Source organism: Streptomyces olivoverticillatus (assembly GCF_014203555.1).
Lineage (GTDB): Bacteria > Actinomycetota > Actinomycetes > Streptomycetales > Streptomycetaceae > Streptomyces > Streptomyces olivoverticillatus.
Genome location: NZ_JACHJH010000002.1, coordinates 1,012,168 through 1,029,620, shown reverse-complemented (window position 1 = coordinate 1,029,620; position 17,453 = coordinate 1,012,168). Strand labels below are relative to the sequence as shown.

At 71.7% G+C, this 17,453-nt stretch carries 16 protein-coding genes; 6 read left to right on the top strand and 10 right to left on the bottom strand.

What is annotated here, in order from left to right; translation table 11 throughout:
- Window positions 1-8 precede the first annotated feature (8 nt).
- Window positions 9-2,162, bottom strand: coding sequence for an excinuclease ABC subunit UvrB (uvrB, locus tag FHS39_RS10015; RefSeq protein ID WP_184348458.1), 2,154 nt, complete (start codon window positions 2,160-2,162; stop codon window positions 9-11).
- Window positions 2,163-2,405: 243 nt separating this feature from the next.
- Between uvrB and FHS39_RS10010 the strand changes: the two genes are divergently transcribed.
- The 3 genes from FHS39_RS10010 (at window position 2,406) to FHS39_RS10000 (ending at window position 4,409) form a co-directional block, all read left to right on the top strand.
- Window positions 2,406-3,422 (top strand): glycerophosphodiester phosphodiesterase, encoded by a 1,017-nt coding sequence (locus FHS39_RS10010; RefSeq protein WP_184348456.1) that lies wholly within the window; start codon window positions 2,406-2,408, stop codon window positions 3,420-3,422.
- A gap of 87 nt (window positions 3,423-3,509) precedes the next feature.
- The gene (locus FHS39_RS10005; RefSeq protein WP_425507761.1) at window positions 3,510-4,088 is read left to right on the top strand and encodes a methylated-DNA--[protein]-cysteine S-methyltransferase; all 579 of its coding nucleotides are present in this window, start codon (window positions 3,510-3,512) and stop codon (window positions 4,086-4,088) included.
- 45 nt (window positions 4,089-4,133) lie between these two features.
- Window positions 4,134-4,409: a DUF6343 family protein gene (locus FHS39_RS10000; RefSeq protein WP_184348454.1), complete on the top strand. Its 276-nt coding sequence runs from the start codon at window positions 4,134-4,136 to the stop codon at window positions 4,407-4,409.
- Window positions 4,410-4,419: 10 nt separating this feature from the next.
- On the opposite strand, the gene FHS39_RS09995 is transcribed toward FHS39_RS10000, so the two are convergent.
- From FHS39_RS09995 to FHS39_RS09980, 4 genes are all read right to left on the bottom strand, one after another.
- Complete coding sequence (locus FHS39_RS09995) at window positions 4,420-6,573, bottom strand: TIR domain-containing protein (protein ID WP_184348453.1); 2,154 nt, start codon at window positions 6,571-6,573, stop codon at window positions 4,420-4,422.
- 700 nt (window positions 6,574-7,273) lie between these two features.
- Complete coding sequence (locus tag FHS39_RS09990; RefSeq protein ID WP_184348451.1) at window positions 7,274-7,594, bottom strand: hypothetical protein; 321 nt, start codon at window positions 7,592-7,594, stop codon at window positions 7,274-7,276.
- Between the two features lie 25 nt (window positions 7,595-7,619).
- Window positions 7,620-8,318: a hypothetical protein gene (locus tag FHS39_RS09985; RefSeq protein WP_184348448.1), complete on the bottom strand. Its 699-nt coding sequence runs from the start codon at window positions 8,316-8,318 to the stop codon at window positions 7,620-7,622.
- 35 nt (window positions 8,319-8,353) lie between these two features.
- Window positions 8,354-8,665, bottom strand: a complete 312-nt coding sequence (locus FHS39_RS09980) for a hypothetical protein (protein ID WP_184348446.1) — start codon at window positions 8,663-8,665, stop codon at window positions 8,354-8,356.
- A gap of 116 nt (window positions 8,666-8,781) precedes the next feature.
- On the opposite strand from FHS39_RS09980, the gene FHS39_RS09975 reads away from it, so the two are divergent.
- On the top strand, window positions 8,782-9,126 hold the full coding sequence (locus tag FHS39_RS09975) for a hypothetical protein (protein ID WP_184348444.1): 345 nt from the start codon (window positions 8,782-8,784) through the stop codon (window positions 9,124-9,126).
- A gap of 3 nt (window positions 9,127-9,129) precedes the next feature.
- On the opposite strand, the gene coaE is transcribed toward FHS39_RS09975, so the two are convergent.
- From coaE to rpsA, 3 genes are all read right to left on the bottom strand, one after another.
- The gene (coaE, locus tag FHS39_RS09970) at window positions 9,130-9,744 is read right to left on the bottom strand and encodes a dephospho-CoA kinase (protein WP_184348442.1); all 615 of its coding nucleotides are present in this window, start codon (window positions 9,742-9,744) and stop codon (window positions 9,130-9,132) included.
- A gap of 25 nt (window positions 9,745-9,769) precedes the next feature.
- Window positions 9,770-10,714 carry a PAC2 family protein gene (locus FHS39_RS09965; RefSeq protein WP_184348440.1) on the bottom strand — a complete coding sequence of 315 codons (945 nt, stop codon included), beginning with the start codon at window positions 10,712-10,714 and terminating at the stop codon, window positions 9,770-9,772.
- Between the two features lie 177 nt (window positions 10,715-10,891).
- On the bottom strand, window positions 10,892-12,397 hold the full coding sequence (rpsA, locus tag FHS39_RS09960; RefSeq protein ID WP_184348438.1) for a 30S ribosomal protein S1: 1,506 nt from the start codon (window positions 12,395-12,397) through the stop codon (window positions 10,892-10,894).
- Window positions 12,398-12,752: 355 nt separating this feature from the next.
- Here rpsA and FHS39_RS09955 point away from each other — a divergent pair, with 355 nt between their 5' ends.
- Both FHS39_RS09955 and hrpB read left to right on the top strand, forming a co-directional pair.
- The gene (locus tag FHS39_RS09955; RefSeq protein ID WP_184348436.1) at window positions 12,753-13,556 is read left to right on the top strand and encodes a methyltransferase domain-containing protein; all 804 of its coding nucleotides are present in this window, start codon (window positions 12,753-12,755) and stop codon (window positions 13,554-13,556) included.
- A gap of 40 nt (window positions 13,557-13,596) precedes the next feature.
- Window positions 13,597-16,131 carry an ATP-dependent helicase HrpB gene (gene hrpB, locus FHS39_RS09950; protein ID WP_184348434.1) on the top strand — a complete coding sequence of 845 codons (2,535 nt, stop codon included), beginning with the start codon at window positions 13,597-13,599 and terminating at the stop codon, window positions 16,129-16,131.
- Between the two features lie 97 nt (window positions 16,132-16,228).
- On the opposite strand, the gene FHS39_RS09945 is transcribed toward hrpB, so the two are convergent.
- Together FHS39_RS09945 and pgfA are read right to left on the bottom strand one after the other, a co-directional pair.
- Window positions 16,229-16,420 carry a hypothetical protein gene (locus tag FHS39_RS09945; RefSeq protein ID WP_184348431.1) on the bottom strand — a complete coding sequence of 64 codons (192 nt, stop codon included), beginning with the start codon at window positions 16,418-16,420 and terminating at the stop codon, window positions 16,229-16,231.
- Window positions 16,417-17,451, bottom strand: coding sequence for a cell envelope lipid trafficking protein PgfA (gene pgfA / locus FHS39_RS09940; RefSeq protein ID WP_184348429.1), 1,035 nt, complete (start codon window positions 17,449-17,451; stop codon window positions 16,417-16,419). Before pgfA ends, FHS39_RS09945 begins: the two co-directional genes overlap by 4 nt.
- Between the last annotated feature and the right edge of the window lie 2 nt (window positions 17,452-17,453).

Below are 17,453 nucleotides of genomic sequence, written 5' to 3'. Positions count from 1 at the left end.
GCCGGCCGTCAGGCCAGGCCCGCCTCCCGCATCTGCCGCAGCTCCTTCTTCAACTCGCCCACCTCATCGCGCAGCCGGGCGGCGACCTCGAACTGCAGCTCCGCGGCGGCGGCCCGCATCCGGTCGGTCATGTCCTCGATGAGCTGGGCCAGTTCGGCGGCCGGACGGTCCGTCGGCACCGTCTCCTTCGCCTTGCCCTTCGCCCTGCCCTTGGCGCCGGCCCCCTTCGCGCCGGAGGCCGCCGTCGGCACCGGGGCCTTGCCCTTGCCCTGGTCCTTCTCCTTGCCGCCCTGCCGGTAACCGCTGCCCAGGAGCTCCTGGGTGTCGATCTCCTCGCGGGCCAGCGAGGCGACGATGTCACCGATCTTCTTCCGCAGCGGCTGCGGGTCGATGCCCCGCTCCTTGTTGTACGCGATCTGCTTCTCGCGGCGCCGGTTGGTCTCCTCGATGGCCTTCTCCATCGCCGGAGTGATCTTGTCGGCGTACATGTGCACCTGGCCGGAGACGTTGCGCGCGGCCCGGCCGATCGTCTGGATCAGCGACGTGCCCGAGCGCAGGAAGCCCTCCTTGTCGGCGTCCAGGATGGCCACCAGGGACACCTCGGGAAGGTCGAGGCCCTCCCGCAGCAGGTTGATGCCGACCAGCACGTCGAACTCGCCGGCCCGCAGCTCGCGCAGCAGCTCCACACGGCGCAGCGTGTCGACGTCGCTGTGCAGATAGCGGACCTGGATGCCGAGCTCCAGGAAGTAGTCCGTGAGGTCCTCGGCCATCTTCTTCGTCAGCGTGGTGACCAGCACGCGCTCGTCGCGCTCGGTGCGCGTACGGATCTCGTGCACCAGGTCGTCGATCTGGCCCTCGGTCGGCTTGACGACGACCTCGGGGTCCACCAGGCCGGTGGGCCGGATGATCTGCTCCACGAAGCCCTTGCCGCGCGAGAGCTCGTACTTGCCGGGCGTCGCCGACAGGTAGACGGTCTGGCCGATGCGCTCGGTGAACTCCTCCCATTTCAGCGGCCGGTTGTCCATGGCCGACGGGAGCCGGAAGCCGTGCTCTACCAGCGTGCGCTTGCGGGAGGCGTCGCCCTCGTACATGGCGCCGATCTGCGGGACGGTGACGTGCGACTCGTCGATGACGAGGAGGAAGTCCTCGGGGAAGTAATCGAGCAGGGTGTTCGGCGGGGAGCCGGGCTCGCGGTCGTCCATGTGCAGCGAGTAGTTCTCGATGCCGGAGCAGGAGCCGACCTGGCGCATCATCTCGATGTCGTAGGTGGTGCGCATGCGCAGCCGCTGTGCTTCGAGGAGCTTGCCCTGCTTCTCCATCTTGGCGAGCGTCTGCTCCAGCTCGGCCTCGATGCCCGCGATGGCCTTCTCCATCCGCTCCGCACCGGCGATGTAGTGGCTGGCGGGGAAGACGTACAGCTCCTGGTCGTCGGAGATGACCTCGCCGGTGAGGGGATGGAGGGTGGACAGGGCCTCGATCTCGTCGCCGAACATCTCGATGCGGACGGCCAGCTCCTCGTAGACCGGGAAGATCTCGATGGTGTCGCCGCGGACCCGGAAGGTGCCCCGGGTGAAGGCCAGGTCGTTGCGCGTGTACTGGATCTCCACGAAGCGGCGCAGCAGCTCGTCACGGTCGATCTCCTGGCCGACCTTGAGCGGCACCATGCGGTCCACGTACTCCTGCGGCGTGCCCAGGCCGTAGATGCAGGAGACGGACGCCACCACGATCACGTCGCGCCGGGTGAGCAGCGAATTCGTCGCTGAGTGGCGCAGCCGCTCCACCTCCTCGTTGATCGAGGAGTCCTTCTCGATGTAGGTGTCCGACTGCGGGACGTACGCCTCCGGCTGGTAGTAGTCGTAGTAGGAGACGAAGTACTCGACGGCGTTGTTGGGCAGGAGCTCGCGGAATTCATTGGCGAGCTGCGCCGCGAGGGTCTTGTTCGGCGCCATGACGAGCGTCGGCCGCTGCAGCTTCTCGATCATCCACGCGGTGGTCGCCGACTTGCCGGTGCCCGTCGCACCGAGCAGGACGACATCCTTTTCACCGGCGCGGATGCGCCGCTCCAGATCCGCGATGGCCGTGGGCTGGTCACCGCTGGGCTGGTAGGGGCTGACGACCTCGAAAGGTGCCACCTTGCGTTCGATCTTCGATACGGGCCGCATGTGACCACCGTACGGCCCACCACTGACAACAGGCCGGTCCCGGCCGTTCCGCCCCGGTTTTCCGGGCGAACGGCGGGCGAAGATCCGGCAAAGGGTCACCTGCTCTGGGTGCCCCGGCGGTCGCGATCACGTACTTGTTTCCTGTACGCCTTTCCGTGCACCCGGTACGACGTTCCGTAGCCCGGGCCGGGACGCCACGGCGCCCCGGCCCCGACGTGATCACGACGCCGCGAGGAGCCCTTGATGCGCATCCGCCCCGCCTCCACCGTGACCAGCGCGCTCGTCGGTGCGTCCCTGGGCGCGCTCGCCGTCCTGTCCTCGCTCGGCCTGACCACGCCCGCCGCGCTGGCCGCCGAGGACACCGCCGTACGGGCCTCGCACGACCCCGTCGTCATCGGACACCGCGGACTGCCGTCCGAGGCCCCGGAGAACACCCTGGCCTCCATCGACAGAGCGTCGAAGAAGGGCGTGCGGTGGGTGGAGAACGACGTGCAGCGCACCAAGGACGGCGCGCTGATCGTCATGCACGACACCACGCTGGAGCGCACGACCGACGCCAAGCAGCGCTATCCGCGCCGCGCGCCGTGGAAGGTCTCGGACTTCACGCTCGCCGAGATCGAGAAGCTCGACGCGGGCAGCTGGTTCGACCGCCGCTTCACGGGCGAACGGGTGCCCACCCTGGACCGCTATCTGCGCCGGGTCGACCACAACCGGCAGAAGCTGCTGCTGGAGATGAAGGCGCCCGAGCTGTACCCGGGCATCGAGCGGCAGATAGTGGACGGACTGCGGCGCGCCGGATGGCTCGACCAGCGCCACGTCCAAGGCGGCCTGGTGGTCCAGAGCTTCAACGCGACGTCCCTGAAGACGCTCCATCACCTCCGCCCGGACCTCAAGGAGGGCTTTTTGGGTGCCCCCAAGGCCACGGAGCTCCGCTCCTACGCGGCCTTCGTCGACCAGATCAACCCCAGCTACGAGAAGGTCACCCCCACCTGGGTCCGCGCCGTCCACGCGCTCAAGGGACCGCACGGCAGGCGGCTGGAGATCTCCGCGTGGACGGTGGACGACGGCGATCGGGCGGTCGCCCTGGCGCGGCTCGGCGTGGACGGCATCATCAGCAACTCCGCGCACGACATCGCCGACGCCCTGGACGAGGACTCGGACGACCCGTCCTTCCTGAGCGACAGCGACCAGGACACCGACGTGCAGACGGGCACCGACTTGTTCGGCAGCGCCCTGCCGTCCCTGCGTAAAGCGCCCTGACCCGTAAGGCCCGAAGCCCCTGCGAGCCCGTAAGGGCCCGCAGGGCACGGCCGCAGCCACCGGCAGGGCACGCTCTACGCTGGACGCGTGACGGACTCCCAGCGCCCCCTTCCGGGCGATCCCACGGCCTGGGCCTGGGCCGCGGTCGACACGCCTGTCTGCTCCATAGGCATGGCGGCCACGCCCACCGGCCTGCTCAACGTCGTCTTCCACACCGGTGGTGAGCGCACCGCGGAGCAGGCCCGAGCCCGCCTGACCCGCCAACTCGGCGCCGCACCTGCCGACGGCCCCGCCGCGCCCTGCCACGACCTGCTCACCGAGGCCACGGCCCAGGTCCAGGCATACTTCGCGGGCCGCCTGAGGACCTTCTCGCTGCCCCTGGACTGGTCCCTCACCACCGGCTTCAACCGGCGCGTCCAGCGCGAACTGCTCGAACACGTCCCCTACGGCACCGTGGTCGCCTACCAGGACCTCGCCAACCTCGTCGGCGAGCCCGGCGCCGCCCGCGCCGTCGGCGTGGCCATGGGCGCCAATCCGCTGCCCCTCGTCGTGCCCTGCCACCGCGTCGTCGAGAGCGGCGGCGGCCTGGGCGGCTTCGGCCCCGGACTGGAGGTCAAGCGCAAGCTGCTGGCCCTGGAAGGGTTCCTGCCCGAGCCCCTCTTCTGACATCCGCCCCGCGGGTGGATCCTGGGGGCGAGGAGATGGTGTGCCTTGCGTACCGGCAATGAACCGATGACCGCACGCAGCCCGCTGCGGCTCCGGTGCGCGCTCGCCTCCTGGGGTCTGGTGTGCACCGCGGGCGGCACGGCGCTGTTCGCGCTGGCGGGCCGCACAGGATGGGCCCTGGCCTGCGGATTCCTGGCCCTGGTGACCGCCGTGGACCTGGCCGTGGTCGTACGCCACATCCGCCAGGGACCGCACTACCAGCCGGGGCGCGACGTGCCGCCCTACGAGCCCGTCGACGAACACAAACGACCGCCTACCTAGTCCACCTTGACTAGCTGGCGCGGCTCGTCGGCGGAAGACCGAAATCCGCCCCCGAGATCGTGGCGAGGTCACCGACGATCCGCAGCAAGGGCGTACGCAGCCCGGCGAGCGCCGCCCGCATCGCGGGCGCATCGGGCCAGGACTGTTCGTGGGCGACGGGGCTCGTCCCCTCGGGCCGCAGCGCCTCGTGGGCGGCGAGGCGGGGGTGCCACTCGCTGGTGAACGGCCGCAGGGTCCCGTTCAGCAGCTCGTAGGCGATCGCGTGCACGGTCGGGGTGCCCGGCGCGGCGGGCTGGTCGGCGAGGTTGATGCTGTACTGCCGCAGCGTGGTGCGCGTGAACTCGAACATCGCGTGCAGGGAGCCCAGCGCCTCGCGCAGGCTCCCGCTGCCCGGAGCGAGCTCCTGGACGCCGATGCGGGTGGCGAGTTCGACCTGGATGTCGAAGGCGGCCATGCGTTCCAGCTCACTGGGCGCGCTGTCCAGGGGCGCGGTCGTCCGGGACTTCATCTGCGGCTCCCTCGTACTCGTGCCGGTCCTGCCGGGGCGGGCTCCGATGCGGCCCAGAGTAGTGGCGCCGTCGGTGCGCAGGGTCTTCATCACGGCGTGGCGCAGCTGCTCGGCGCGGGCCGGTTCGGGGTCGTGGCGCAGCCAGGCGTGGACGGTCAGCGGGTGGGCCGACCAGGCGCGGCTGCCGGCGGGCACCAGCAGGCCGCGGCCGCGGAGCGCGGCGATGCCGGTGTCGAGGCGCCGGGCGGTGGCGATGTCGGGCACGGTGGCCGCCAACGACAGGGCCCGCACCGCGTCGTCCCTGGTCAGCGGGGTTGGCGAAAACGCCGCGGCGAGCCGGAGGGCGTCCATGGCGCTGCGCCCGGCGGACGGTACGTCCCGGACGAGGGCGGCCGTCACCGCGGCCGGATACCCGGTCGGCAGGACACAGCCGCGGGCGAGCACGTCCAGCAGTGAGCGGCCGGGCGTGTGGAAGCGGTCGTGCAGCGCGGTGTAGCCGTCGTCGGCCGCCGACGCCAGCAGGGCCAGCGCGAGGGGGTGTCCGGCGACCGCCGCGCACAGCGCCTCGGCGGCCGCGCGCTCGTCGGCGGCGGCCGGTTCGGAGTCGTGGGTGAGCAGGGCGTAGGACTCGTCCGCGGCGAGCGGGCCGAGCTCCACGGGGGTGGCGAAGGCGTCGTAGCGGCGGCTGCGGGTGGTGAGCAGGGTGCGGCCGAGGGGATGCGGGGCGCAGAGCCTGGCCACCTGCTGGGTGGTCAGCTGGTCGGGCAGGTCGTCGACGACCCACAGGAAGGGCCGCCCGTCGTGGGCGAAGTGGGCGCGCAGCCGGGCGACGACGTCCTCGGCGGTGCCTCCGTCCGGCAGGCCGTGGGCGGCGGCGACGGCGCGCAGCGCCTGCTCGTAGGGCTGGTACGGCTCGTACGGGCCCTCGGCGCCGGTGCCTGCGTCGCGGGCCAGCCAGTGGATGCCGCTGGGGTGGGCGGCGGCGAACCGCGTCGCGTACTCCTGGGCGAGCAGCGTCTTGCCGATGCCCGCCATGCCGCGGATCTGCACCGGCCGGGCGGCGGTGTGACCGGTGGTCAGGGGCGCGGCGTGCCGGTGCAGGGAGCTGTGCACCTGCCACAGGGCGGGCAGCCGCCCCGTGAAGGCGGGGGCGGGCGAGGGCGCCGGGCCGGGGAGCCAGTAGGGGGCCGGGGATGGTTCCGTGGCTCCGATGGGGCCCGTGAGGCCGGCGACGTGTGCGCGTACGTCCGCGACGAGAGCGTCCAGGGCCGCTTCACCGGCCGGGAGAGGCCAGTGTTTCGCGTCGCGCAGTTCCACAGGATGGATGTGATCGGCCGTCGGCTCGGGGTTGACGACCATCACCCGGCGGCGGGGGTCGCCCTCGCGCAGACCCGCCAGGTAGGCGGCGGTCAGCTCCCACTGGCAGGCCTGCCGCTCGGGGTATGCGGCGGAGTAACAGGCCAGCAGGGCCCTGGAGCGGGCCAGGCCGTCCCGGATGGCGTCGCTGATGCCGGCGAACCCGGCGACGGTGACCTCGTCGATGAAGACCCGCAGCCCGGAGGCGAGGAGTCGGTGGCGCAGGGGCGCGATGCGGTGGGCGTCGCCGCGGCTGTAGCTGAGGAACACGTCCCAGACACGGGAGTCCTGTCCCTCCACGCCCGTATCTCCTTCGCTTCCTCGCCGCTCCCTTGCCCGCGCAGGCGGGTCCTACCCTACTGTGGGGGCTCGGGGAGGAAGATCATGCGACGTATACGCAACGCCGCGGGGCGGGCCAGGCCGAAGCAGATCACCGTGCGGGTGACGATCCCGATGCTCGGCGAGGTCACGGGCCTGTGGGAACCGGTCGAAGCCGAGCGCAAGGCCGCCTGGGAGCTCTACGCGGAACTGGCCACCCGCGTCTCGACGGTCGAGCTCGGCCCCGGCGAGGGCTTCCTGAGGGAGGCCCTCACCTCCTTCTACAGCCTCTTCGCCACCACCCGCGACATCCTGCGCCGCTACGGCCCCGACGTCGCCCCGCGCCGCGGCCCGGACCACATCACCTTCGGCGCCCTGGCGGTGACGGTCCTCAACCAGGCCCTGCGCCCCCTCCTCGCCGCCTGGCACCCCCGCCTGGCGGCGTACGAGGCGCTGCGCCCGTCGGACGTGGACCCGGTGGCCTACGAGCGGGGCTGGGAGCACGCGCAGGAACTCCGCGAGGAGATCTCCCGCGTCCGCGGCGTCCTGGTGGAGCTGGCGAAGGCACTGGCGGAGGTGGCGGGCTCGGCGGACCTGTTGCGACCGGCCACACACGCATACCCCCCCCCGGAGCGGGGACGGGGTGAGGTGAGGGTGGCCGCATTTACCAGGTGCGGTGCCCTTACCGGGTGTGGCGTCCGTCGTCGGTGTCCAGGAAGCGGCGGGCCTGTGCCACCTGTCGTTCACGCTCGGGGGCCGGGATGCGCTCCCACTCGGCGAAGGCGGTCTCCACGCGTTCGCCGAGCTCATCGGCGTATGCACGCATGCGCATGGCGTCCTTCAGACCGATCCGGCCGGAGAGGACTTCACGCGCCATCTCCTTGAGGACGGGCCCGCCCGCGCCGTCGGACAGCTGCCGAAGCGCCTCGTGGACCACCCGGGCCCGGGACGGACCGCGGCCCGGGGCGAGGAACTCCTCGTGTCCCACTTCTCGTTCACGCATGCGCGTTGCCTTTCCGCCTCGGGACTCAGACGGCGGGGTGGTCGTAGGCGGATCGCGGCAGCGGGAATCCGTTCAGCGCACCGGTCATTTCGCCCCCCAGGTTCGCCACCTGTCCGTAGGCTGCGTCGATTTTGAGTTGCAGGGCGTTCACCAATGCGGTCGCCTCGCCCCAGAGTTCGGCCATGCGCATCAATTCCGCGGCGCCCACCGCATAGCCGGCCGCGGCTCCCATTCCGGTCCAGGAGGCACAGGCGCCGACCGCCCAGGAGACGGCCACGGTCGCCGCACAGTCGCCGATCTCCCCAAGTACTTGACCGACGGCCTCGGCGGTCGACCAAATGCCGTGGGACGCCACCAGGTACTCCCTGCGCATCTCCTCCAGCGAGTGCTGGATGTCGCGCAGGTTTCCCTGCATCGCCTGGAAGTAGGCGTAGGCGGCGTCCGCGGCCCGGCCGTCCCACGTCGTGTCCAGTTCGCGATTGCCCGCATCGATGTTGGCGGCGAGATCGGCGCAGAACTTTCCCAGGTTTCCCCACACTTCGGCGCATCGGGCGTACGCCTCCCAGTCCCCGGCGAACCACTTTTCCGCCGTTTCCATCGGGTCGCACTCGAAGACGAGCCTCACGGCCTTCGCCGCCCAGGACGTCGGGCTGACGAGGTCTCCCGCGTCGTTGAGCACCTTCAGCGGCGATGCGAATTCCTCGGGAGCGGCAGGGGGTGTCAACCGACTGACGGGGCGGGCCTCGTCATGGAAGCCCGTCACCGCGGGCCCCGATAGACGGCGTCCATCTTCGCCGCCTCCGCGAGGTCGGTCCGCCGGTAATAGCGAGCCGCTTCGACGACCTCGTCGGCCGAGGCCGCCAAGAGTTCCTGCAGCCGTCGCAGCGTCTGCGTCACCGTCTCCTCGAGTTCACCGTGGAGATCGATGAGCCTGGTGAACAGGCCTTGATCGAAGAACCCGATCGCACCGTGCTTTCCGACGTAGGCCCGTGCCTCCGTCGTGTCGTCCGCGGCGCGGCGCACCAGTCGCGCGAAACTCTCCAAGTCGCCTGCCGTGACCCGCAGGTCCATCCGGTGGCCTCCGCTTCCGTGATTGTCGAGTGCCGACGGCGCGGCATGCTAACAACCGAGCGACACCGGCCGGACACGGAACGTTCCCGGCTGCCCGCGAAATGTTAGGAGCGCTCATGCTCGACAGGCACCCGGAGCTGGACGCCGAGGGCAGGCGGTTGCTCTTCCTGACCACTCCTGAGGAGGAACGGAAGCGGGAGCTCCGCGCAAAGTTCCTTCACTCGATCGAAGGAAGTGCGCTGTGGGGCACGGCCTTCCTCGCCGTCATGTTCCTGAACGTCACGTTGATCGGCGTGGCGCTCGGCGGCGCAATCCGGTGGCAGGCCGTTGCCGGCTTCGTGATCTGCGGAGCGGGCCACGGCTCGGCCCGGTACGGCAGGCGCCGTCAACGCGCCGCGGCCACCTGGGTCGCTCTCGCCCTGGCCGCCGGCGGAATGGCCCTCACCCGCCTCCTCATCTGACGGTCAGGCTTCGCTCCGGCCGTCCGAGGCCCGCCCCCGCAGCCCTTCCCACACCTCGCGGACCCGGGGTTCGAGAGCCTCCAACGGTCCGTCGTTGTCGATGACGATGTCCGCGACCGACAACCGGGCCTCGCGCGTCGCCTGGGCGGCCATACGGGCCCGGGCCTCGGCGGGGGTCATGCCGCGAAGGCCGACCAGGCGCTCCAGGCGGGTTTCCGCGGAGGCGTCCACGACCACCACCAGGTCGTAGAGCGGGGCCAGGCCGTTCTCCGCCAGGAGGGGGACGTCGTGGACGACCACCGCATCGTCGGCCGCGGCCGATTCCAGCTCCGCGGAGCGGGCGCGGACCAGGGGGTGGACGATCGCGTTGAGCGCCGCAAGGCGCGACTCGTCGGCGAAGACGATCGCGCCGAGCTTGGGGCGGTCCAGGGCGCCCTGCGGCGTCAGGACACCGGGGCCGAACTCGGCGACCACCGCCGCCAGTCCGGGCGTGCCCGGCTCCACCACTTCGCGCGCGATCTTGTCGGCATCGACGACGACCGCCCCGTACCAAGCGAGCAGCCGCGACACCTCGCTCTTGCCCGCACCGATTCCGCCCGTGAGGCCCACCTTCAGCATGGGCCCCACGCTATCGGGCCGGCGGTCAGCGGCCGCCGTCGCCCTCCCTGTCGGCAAGGAAGCGCTCGAATTCCGCGCCCAGTTCATCGGCGGACGGCAGGTCGACCGGCTCGGCGACGAGATTGCCGCGCGTCTCGGCACCGGCCACGGCGTCGTACTGGTGCTCAAGGCCCCGGACCAGGGCGACCAGCTCCTCGTCGCCCTCGGCGAGCTGCCGCTCGATCTCCTCCTGCGTCCGCAGGGCGTCCGTGCGCAGCGCGTGTGCGACGTTCGGCAGGACCAGACCGGTGGCGGCGGTGACCGCCTCCAGGGCCGTCAGGGCCGCGTCCGGATACGGCGAGCGGGCCACGTAGTGCGGGACGTGCGCGGCGACGCCCAGCACATCCTGCCCCGCCTCCGCCAAGCGGTACTCCACCAGCGACTCCGCGCTGCCGGGCACCTGCGCCTCGTCGAAGTAGCTGCGGTGCCCCGGCATCAGGTCCGTGCGATTGCCGTGCGGCGTGATACCCACGGGGCGGGTGTGGGGCACGCCCATGGGGATGCCGTGGAAGTTGACGGACAGCCGCACCCCGAGCCGCTCCACCAGCTGCCGCACCGCCGCCGCGAAGCGCTCCCACTCCACATCCGGCTCGGGGCCGGTGAGCAGCAGGAACGGCGCGCCCGTGGTGTCCTGCACCAGGTACAGCTCGATCTTCGGCGTCTCGTAGGCGCTCCAGCGGTCGCGCTGGAAGGTCAGCAGGGGACGGCGCGCCCGGTAGTCGATGAGCCTGTCGTGGTCGAAGCGAGCGACGACCTGGTGCGGCAGGCCGTCCAGCAGCCGCTTGACGATCTGGTCGCCCGCCTCACCCGCGTCGATGTACCCGTCGAAGTGGTAGAGCATGACCAGACCGGCCGTGTCCTGGGCCAGGGCCAGGTCGGCCACGGCGAGCCCCTTGGGCTCCCATTCGTACAAACCCTGCGGATCCAACACAGTGACCGCTCCTCCTCATGTTCCGTACGGGGGAACGTCCTTGAGGGGGCCGGCCATTCCCGCGGCGCGCCGGGAACACGGGAAACGCCGGGCATGAGTCCGGGCATGAGTAAGGCCCGCTCTCCAAGGAGAGCGGGCCTTACATCAGTCAGCTGTCAGCTGCTGCCGGTCAGAGCCTCAGCTCTGGCCGCCGGCGAGCTTCTCGCGGAGCGCGGCGAGCGCCTCGTCCGACGCCAGGGCGCCGGAGGTGTCGGCCGACTCCGAGGAGTACGAGCCGCCGGAGACGGTGCCGGCACCCGAGGCGGCGGCCGGAGCGGCAGCGCCCTCGGCAGCGGCCTGCTCGTCGGCCTCGCGGGACTTGATGACCTGCGCCTGGTGCTGCTCGAAGCGCTGCTGCGCCTCGGCGTACTGGCGCTCCCACTCCTCGCGCTGCTTCTCGTAGCCCTCGAGCCAGTCGTTGGCCTCGGGGTCGAAGCCCTCGGGGTAGATGTAGTTGCCCTGGTCGTCGTAGGACGCGGCCATGCCGTACAGGGTCGGGTCGAACTCGACCACGGACGGGTCGGCACCGAAGGACTCGTTGGCCTGCTTCAGCGAGAGGCTGATGCGACGGCGCTCGAGGTCGATGTCGATGACCTTGACGAAGATCTCGTCGTTGACCTGGACGACCTGCTCCGGGATCTCCACGTGGCGCTCGGCCAGCTCGGAGATGTGGACCAGGCCCTCGATGCCCTCGTCGACGCGGACGAACGCACCGAACGGAACGAGCTTGGTGACCTTACCCGGGACGACCTGACCGATCTGGTGGGTCCGGGCGAACTGCTGCCACGGGTCTTCCTGGGTCGCCTTGAGCGACAGGGAGACGCGCTCGCGGTCCATGTCGACGTCGAGGACCTCGACCGTGACCTCCTGGCCGACCTCGACGACCTCGGAGGGGTGGTCGATGTGCTTCCAGGACAGCTCGGAGACGTGGACGAGACCGTCGACGCCGCCCAGGTCCACGAAGGCACCGAAGTTGACGATGGAGGAGACGACGCCGGAGCGCACCTGACCCTTCTGCAGGGTGGTGAGGAAGGTCTGGCGGACCTCGCTCTGGGTCTGCTCCAGCCAGGCACGGCGGGACAGGACCACGTTGTTGCGGTTCTTGTCCAGCTCGATGATCTTGGCCTCGAGCTCCTTGCCCACGTAGGGCTGGAGGTCGCGCACGCGGCGCATCTCGACCAGGGAGGCCGGCAGGAAGCCACGGAGGCCGATGTCGAGGATGAGACCACCCTTGACGACCTCGATGACGGTACCGGTGACGATCCCGTCCTCTTCCTTGATCTTCTCGATGGTGCCCCAGGCGCGCTCGTACTGGGCGCGCTTCTTCGAGAGGATCAGGCGGCCTTCCTTGTCCTCCTTCTGGAGAACCAGGGCCTCGATCTCGTCGCCGACCTTGACGACCTCGTTCGGGTCGACGTCGTGCTTGATCGACAGCTCGCGGGAGGGGATGACACCCTCGGTCTTGTAACCGATGTCGAGCAGGACCTCGTCCCGGTCGACCTTCACGATGACGCCGTCGACGATGTCGCCGTCGTTGAAGTACTTGATCGTCTCGTCGATCGCGGCGAGGAAGGCTTCCTCGTTACCGATGTCGTTGACCGCAACCTGCGGGGTGGTGGCGGTGGTCTCGGTGCTGCTCGTCATGTGGGAAAGGGCTCCGGTACGGACATTGAGTCGTAGGTACTGCTACGCCGAGAGCCCGTATCGCACCGCCGAAGCCGGACAGCCTTGGAGGCGCACCTTCCGGAATTCCGGAAAGAGCCCGAAGATCCGAAGAAACCGGGAACGCCTCGACGACCGAGGGGACATACAACAAGTGCGAGCGCGGCCTGCTCCGTCTGAGGCGCGCAGGCTCGCAGCGCAACTTGTAGCATACGGGGGCAGCCGGACACGGTCAATGCGCGAAGGCGCACACCAGGGATAAAACACCTCGAATCCGGCACAACTTAGGTTTTGCGAGGCCACGAGGGCCCCGCCGGACCCCGTAAAGTGCCGGTTCGTGATCCAAGAGTACGAACCGGAAGCGACCCGCCGCGACACCGGAGATGCGGAGAGCAGCCGGGCCAGCCGCGGCTGGTGGGACCGCAACGCGGACGAATACCAGACCGAGCACGGCGGCTTCCTCGGCGACGACCGCTTCGTCTGGGGCCCCGAGGGGCTGGACGAGGCGGATGCGGCCCTGCTGGGCCCGGCCAGCGGCCTGCGCGGCCTCGATGTGCTCGAGATCGGCGCCGGCGCGGCCCAGTGCTCGCGCTGGCTGGCCGCGCAGGGTGCACGACCCGTGGCCCTGGACCTCTCCCACCGGCAGCTCCAGCACGCCCTGCGCATCGGCACCGGCTTTCCGCTGGTGGAGGCCGATGCCGGGGCGCTGCCCTTCGCCGACGCCTCCTTCGACCTGGCGTGCTCGGCCTACGGCGCCGTGCCCTTCGTGGCCGACCCGGTACAGGTGATGCGTGAGGTGCACCGGGTGCTGCGGCCCGGCGGACGCTGGGTCTTCTCGGTCACCCACCCCATCCGCTGGGCGTTCCCGGACGAGCCCGGCCCGGAGGGCCTGTCGGTCGCCGCCTCCTACTTCGACCGCACGCCCTATGTGGAGCAGGACGAGACGGGACGCGCCGTCTACGTCGAGCACCACCGGACGCTGGGCGACCGGGTGCGCGACGTGGTGACCGCCGGGTTCCGCCTGATCGACCTGGTCGAGCCGGAGTGGCCGGAATGGAACCAGCAGGAGTGGGGCGGCTGGTCCCCGCTGCGCGGACACCTGATCCCGGGGACGGCGATCTTCGTCTGCGAGCGGGGGTAGCCGCACCCCTCCACGGCGCCCCTCCTCCAGACTGGGACCCGTGAACCGCACCGACGCCCTCGCACAACTGCCCGTACGGACCGCCCTGCCCGCGCTCACGCGCGCCCTGGACGAGCACGGCGCAGTAGTACTGTGCGCGCCGCCCGGCACCGGCAAGACGACGCTGGTCCCGCTCGCCCTCGCCGGGCTGACGGGAGCCGGCGCCGGGCAGGGGCCCGTACGACGGGTGCTGGTCGCCGAGCCCCGCCGCATCGCCGCCCGCGCCGCCGCCCGCCGGATGGCGTGGCTGCTCGGCGAGGAGGTCGGCCGCAGCGTCGGCTTCACCGTGCGCGGGGAGCGCCGCGCGGGGGCCTCGACCGTGGTCGAGGTCGTCACCACCGGCGTCCTGCTGCAGCGCCTCCAGCGCGATCCCGAGCTCGCCGGGGTCGACGTCGTCGTCCTCGACGAGTGCCACGAGAGGCATCTGGACGCCGACACCGCCGCCGCGTTCCTGCTGGACGTGCGGGCGGCCCTGCGGCCGGAGCTGCGCCTGGTGGCGGCCTCCGCGACCACCGACGCCGAGGGCTGGGCGCGGCTGCTGGGCGGCGCGCCGGTGGTCGAGGCGCAGTCGGTCTCGCACCCGGTGGGCGTGGCGTGGGCGCCGCCGGAGCGGCCCGTACGGCCGCCGCACGGCCTGCGCGTGGATCCCGTGCTGCTCGACCACGTCGCCGCGGTCGTCCGGCGGGCGCTGCGCGAGCAGCAGGGCGATGTGCTGTGCTTCCTGCCCGGCGTCGGCGAGATCGGCCGGGTGGCCGGGCTGCTGGCCTCCGTGGACGCCGAGGTGCTCCAGGTGCACGGCCGGGCTCCGGCGGCCGTGCAGGACGCGGTGCTGGAGGGCGGCCGCGGGGTGCGACGGGTGGTGCTGGCGACGTCGGTGGCGGAGTCGAGCCTGACGGTGCCGGGGGTGCGGGTCGTGGTGGACTCGGGCCTGGCCCGCGAGCCACGTACCGACCATGCGCGGGGGCTGAGCGCGCTGACGACCGTACGGGCCTCCCGGGCCTCGGCCCGGCAGCGGGCGGGCCGGGCGGGGCGCGAGGCGCCGGGAACGGTGTACCGCTGCTGGGCGCAGGCGGAGGAAGCGCGGCTGCCCGCGTTCCCGGCCGCGGAGATCACGGTGGCCGATCTGACGGCGTTCGCCTTGCAGACGGCGTGCTGGGGCGATCCGGACGCCTCCGGCCTCGCACTGCTCGACCCTCCCCCGCCGGGTGCCCTCGCGGCGGCCAGGACGGTGCTGACGGCCACGGGCGCGATCGGCCCCGACGGCCGTCCGACGGAGCGCGGCCGGGCGATGGGGCGCATGGGCGTACACCCGCGACTGGCGCGTGCGCTGCTCGACGGCGCGCGGGAGATAGGCGCGCGCCGTGCGGCCGAGGTCGTGGCTCTGCTGAGCGAGGAGCCCCCGAGGGAGTACGGCGACGATCTGGCGGCTGCCTGGCGGGCGGCACGCCGCGGCGGTGACGCCTACGCGGGGCGCTGGCGGGCGGAGGTGCAGCGCCTGGAGCGAGCGGTACGCGCGGAGGTGCGCGAGGGAGCGCCTGCCGGCCGCGGCGCGGTCGGCGATGATCTCGCGGCCGGGCTGGTCGCCGCTCTGGCGTTCCCCGAGCGGGTGGCGCGGGCGCGGGGTGAGCGCTCCTGTCTGATGGTGTCGGGGACGCGGGCCGAGCTGGCAGACGGGTCCCACCTGGCGGGTGCGCCGTGGCTGGCGGTGGCGGTCGCGGACCGGCCGGTGGCGGCGGCTTCGGCGCGGGTGCGGCTGGGCGCGGTGATCGACGAGGAGACGGCGCGGCTGGCCGCGGGTGCGCTGTTCGCCGAGGGCGAGGAGGTGCGCTGGTCCGAGGAGCGGCGGGACGTGGTGGCCCGGCGCGTGCAGCGGCTGGGCGCCGTGGAGCTGACCGCCGGTGCGCTGCCGGCGCCGGACCCCGTCCTCGTACGGGCGGCACTGGTGGAGGGCCTGCGGCGCGAGGGCACGGGGCTGCTGCGGTGGAGCGAGCAGGCGGCCGGGCTCCGGCAGCGGCTGGCGTTCCTCCACCGTGCGCAGGGGGAACCCTGGCCGGACGTGTCGGAGGCGGCCCTGCTCGAACGCGTCGAGGAGTGGCTCGGCTGGGAGCTGGAGCGGGCGGGCAGACGGAGCGATCTGGAGCGGGTGGACGCGGGGAAGGCGCTGGAGCGGCTGCTGCCGTGGGCGAGCGGTGACGCGGCGCGGCTGGAGGAGCTGGCGCCGGAGCGGATCGAGGTGCCGAGCGGTTCGCGGGTGCGGGTGGAGTACGGCGGGGAGCAGCCGGTGCTGGCGGTGAAGCTGCAGGAGCTCTTCGGGATGGAGCGCACGCCGCGGGTCGCGGGCGGCCGGGTGCCCGTGCTCGTCCACCTGCTCTCGCCCGCGGGGCGGCCCGCGGCCGTGACGGCGGATCTGGCGTCGTTCTGGAAGGACGGCTACCGCTCGGTACGGGCGGAACTGCGCGGCCGCTACCCGAGGCACCCCTGGCCGGAGGACCCGACCACAGCGGTGGCAACACGGCGCACAAACGCACGCCGCTAGGCCATGCCCCAGCAGCCCTGATCCCTGCGGCCGTCATGCCTCACCGCCGCGGTGGTTTCCGGCCGGCCGCGGCGGCAAGGGTTCTGGGAAGCCCGGCTCAGGGGAGGTAGCGCTCTATGGCCGCGGCCCCCTTCTCCTCCATGAGGCGCTTGGCCATCTCTACCCGTTCCGGGGTCACGTCACGGCCGGAGGCCATGACCAGGTCCTCGGGATCGAACGGCCGCTCGCTTCCGGTGAAGAGGCGGCGTGGCCTGGACGTGGTGGACTGCTCCTCGGGACTCTCCTTCACGGCGAGCCTCCTCTGCTCAGCGGCTCCCCGGCGGGGGCCGGCCGTGCGGGTTTCCCTCCATCGTGTGCCCTTTTCCCGCCGAACGCACGACGATCTCGGCTCCGGCCGCGTGCTTCGAGGACGAGGGAGAGGGCGAGCAGGCCCGTGCCCAGGCCCGCGAAGGCCCACGGCAGATAGTCGGTGAGCAGGAGCACCAGCTGCCGCTGGGATTTCACGAGGCTGACGGCGGCGTCGACGTAGTCCGGCCGCATCCTCACGTGCCCGTCGAAGGCGGTGATCGGTTTCTTCTCCGGGTGGCCGGTCCAGCGCATCTCCTCGCGGTGGATCTCCTCGCCGTTGACGGGGGCGCCGGTGACGGGGTCGACCCAGAACATGCGCTGGGTGGTGTACCAGCGCTCCAGGCCCAGCTGCCGGACGGTGTCGGGGCTGATGCCCAGCGGCAGCTGCCGCGGCAGGGGCACCTGGGTCCAGGGGATCGTCTGCTCGAAGTAGTAGACGTCCAGGCCGTGGAAGGAGCGGGTCCCCCGGTAGTGGATGGGGGCGGTGGTGCGGGTCATCATGTCGAAGTAGCGGTAGTCGCGCTTTTCGACGAGGAACGGCCACTTGTACTCGATGCCGTCGCGCCGCACCGGTGTCCCGTCGACGTTCTCGCCGCCCGCGTGCACCGGCTGCTGGGTGTGGGCGTCGAAGACATAGCGCTCGGGGATGCGGGTGACCATCCGCCCGTCCGGCCCGGCCGCGTAGGTGAGGGTGTCCCAGACGACGACGTCGCGGCCGGTGGCCTCCTTGACCTTGTCGGCCTGGCCGACGTTGCCCTTGAGCGTCTGGATCATGGTGAGGCGGGAGACCCGCCGCGGCTCGAGCGTCGCGTAGTCGATGAGGGTGGCGTCCTTCGCCTCCAGGACGACGGCCTGGTAGCGGCCCGCCGGGACCTTGGCCATGCGCGGGAAGACGTACCAGCGCAGCAGCGGCGCCAGTGCGGTGAGGAACACGGCCAGAGCCAGGAGCACCAGGCTCGCCCTGCGGCGCACGG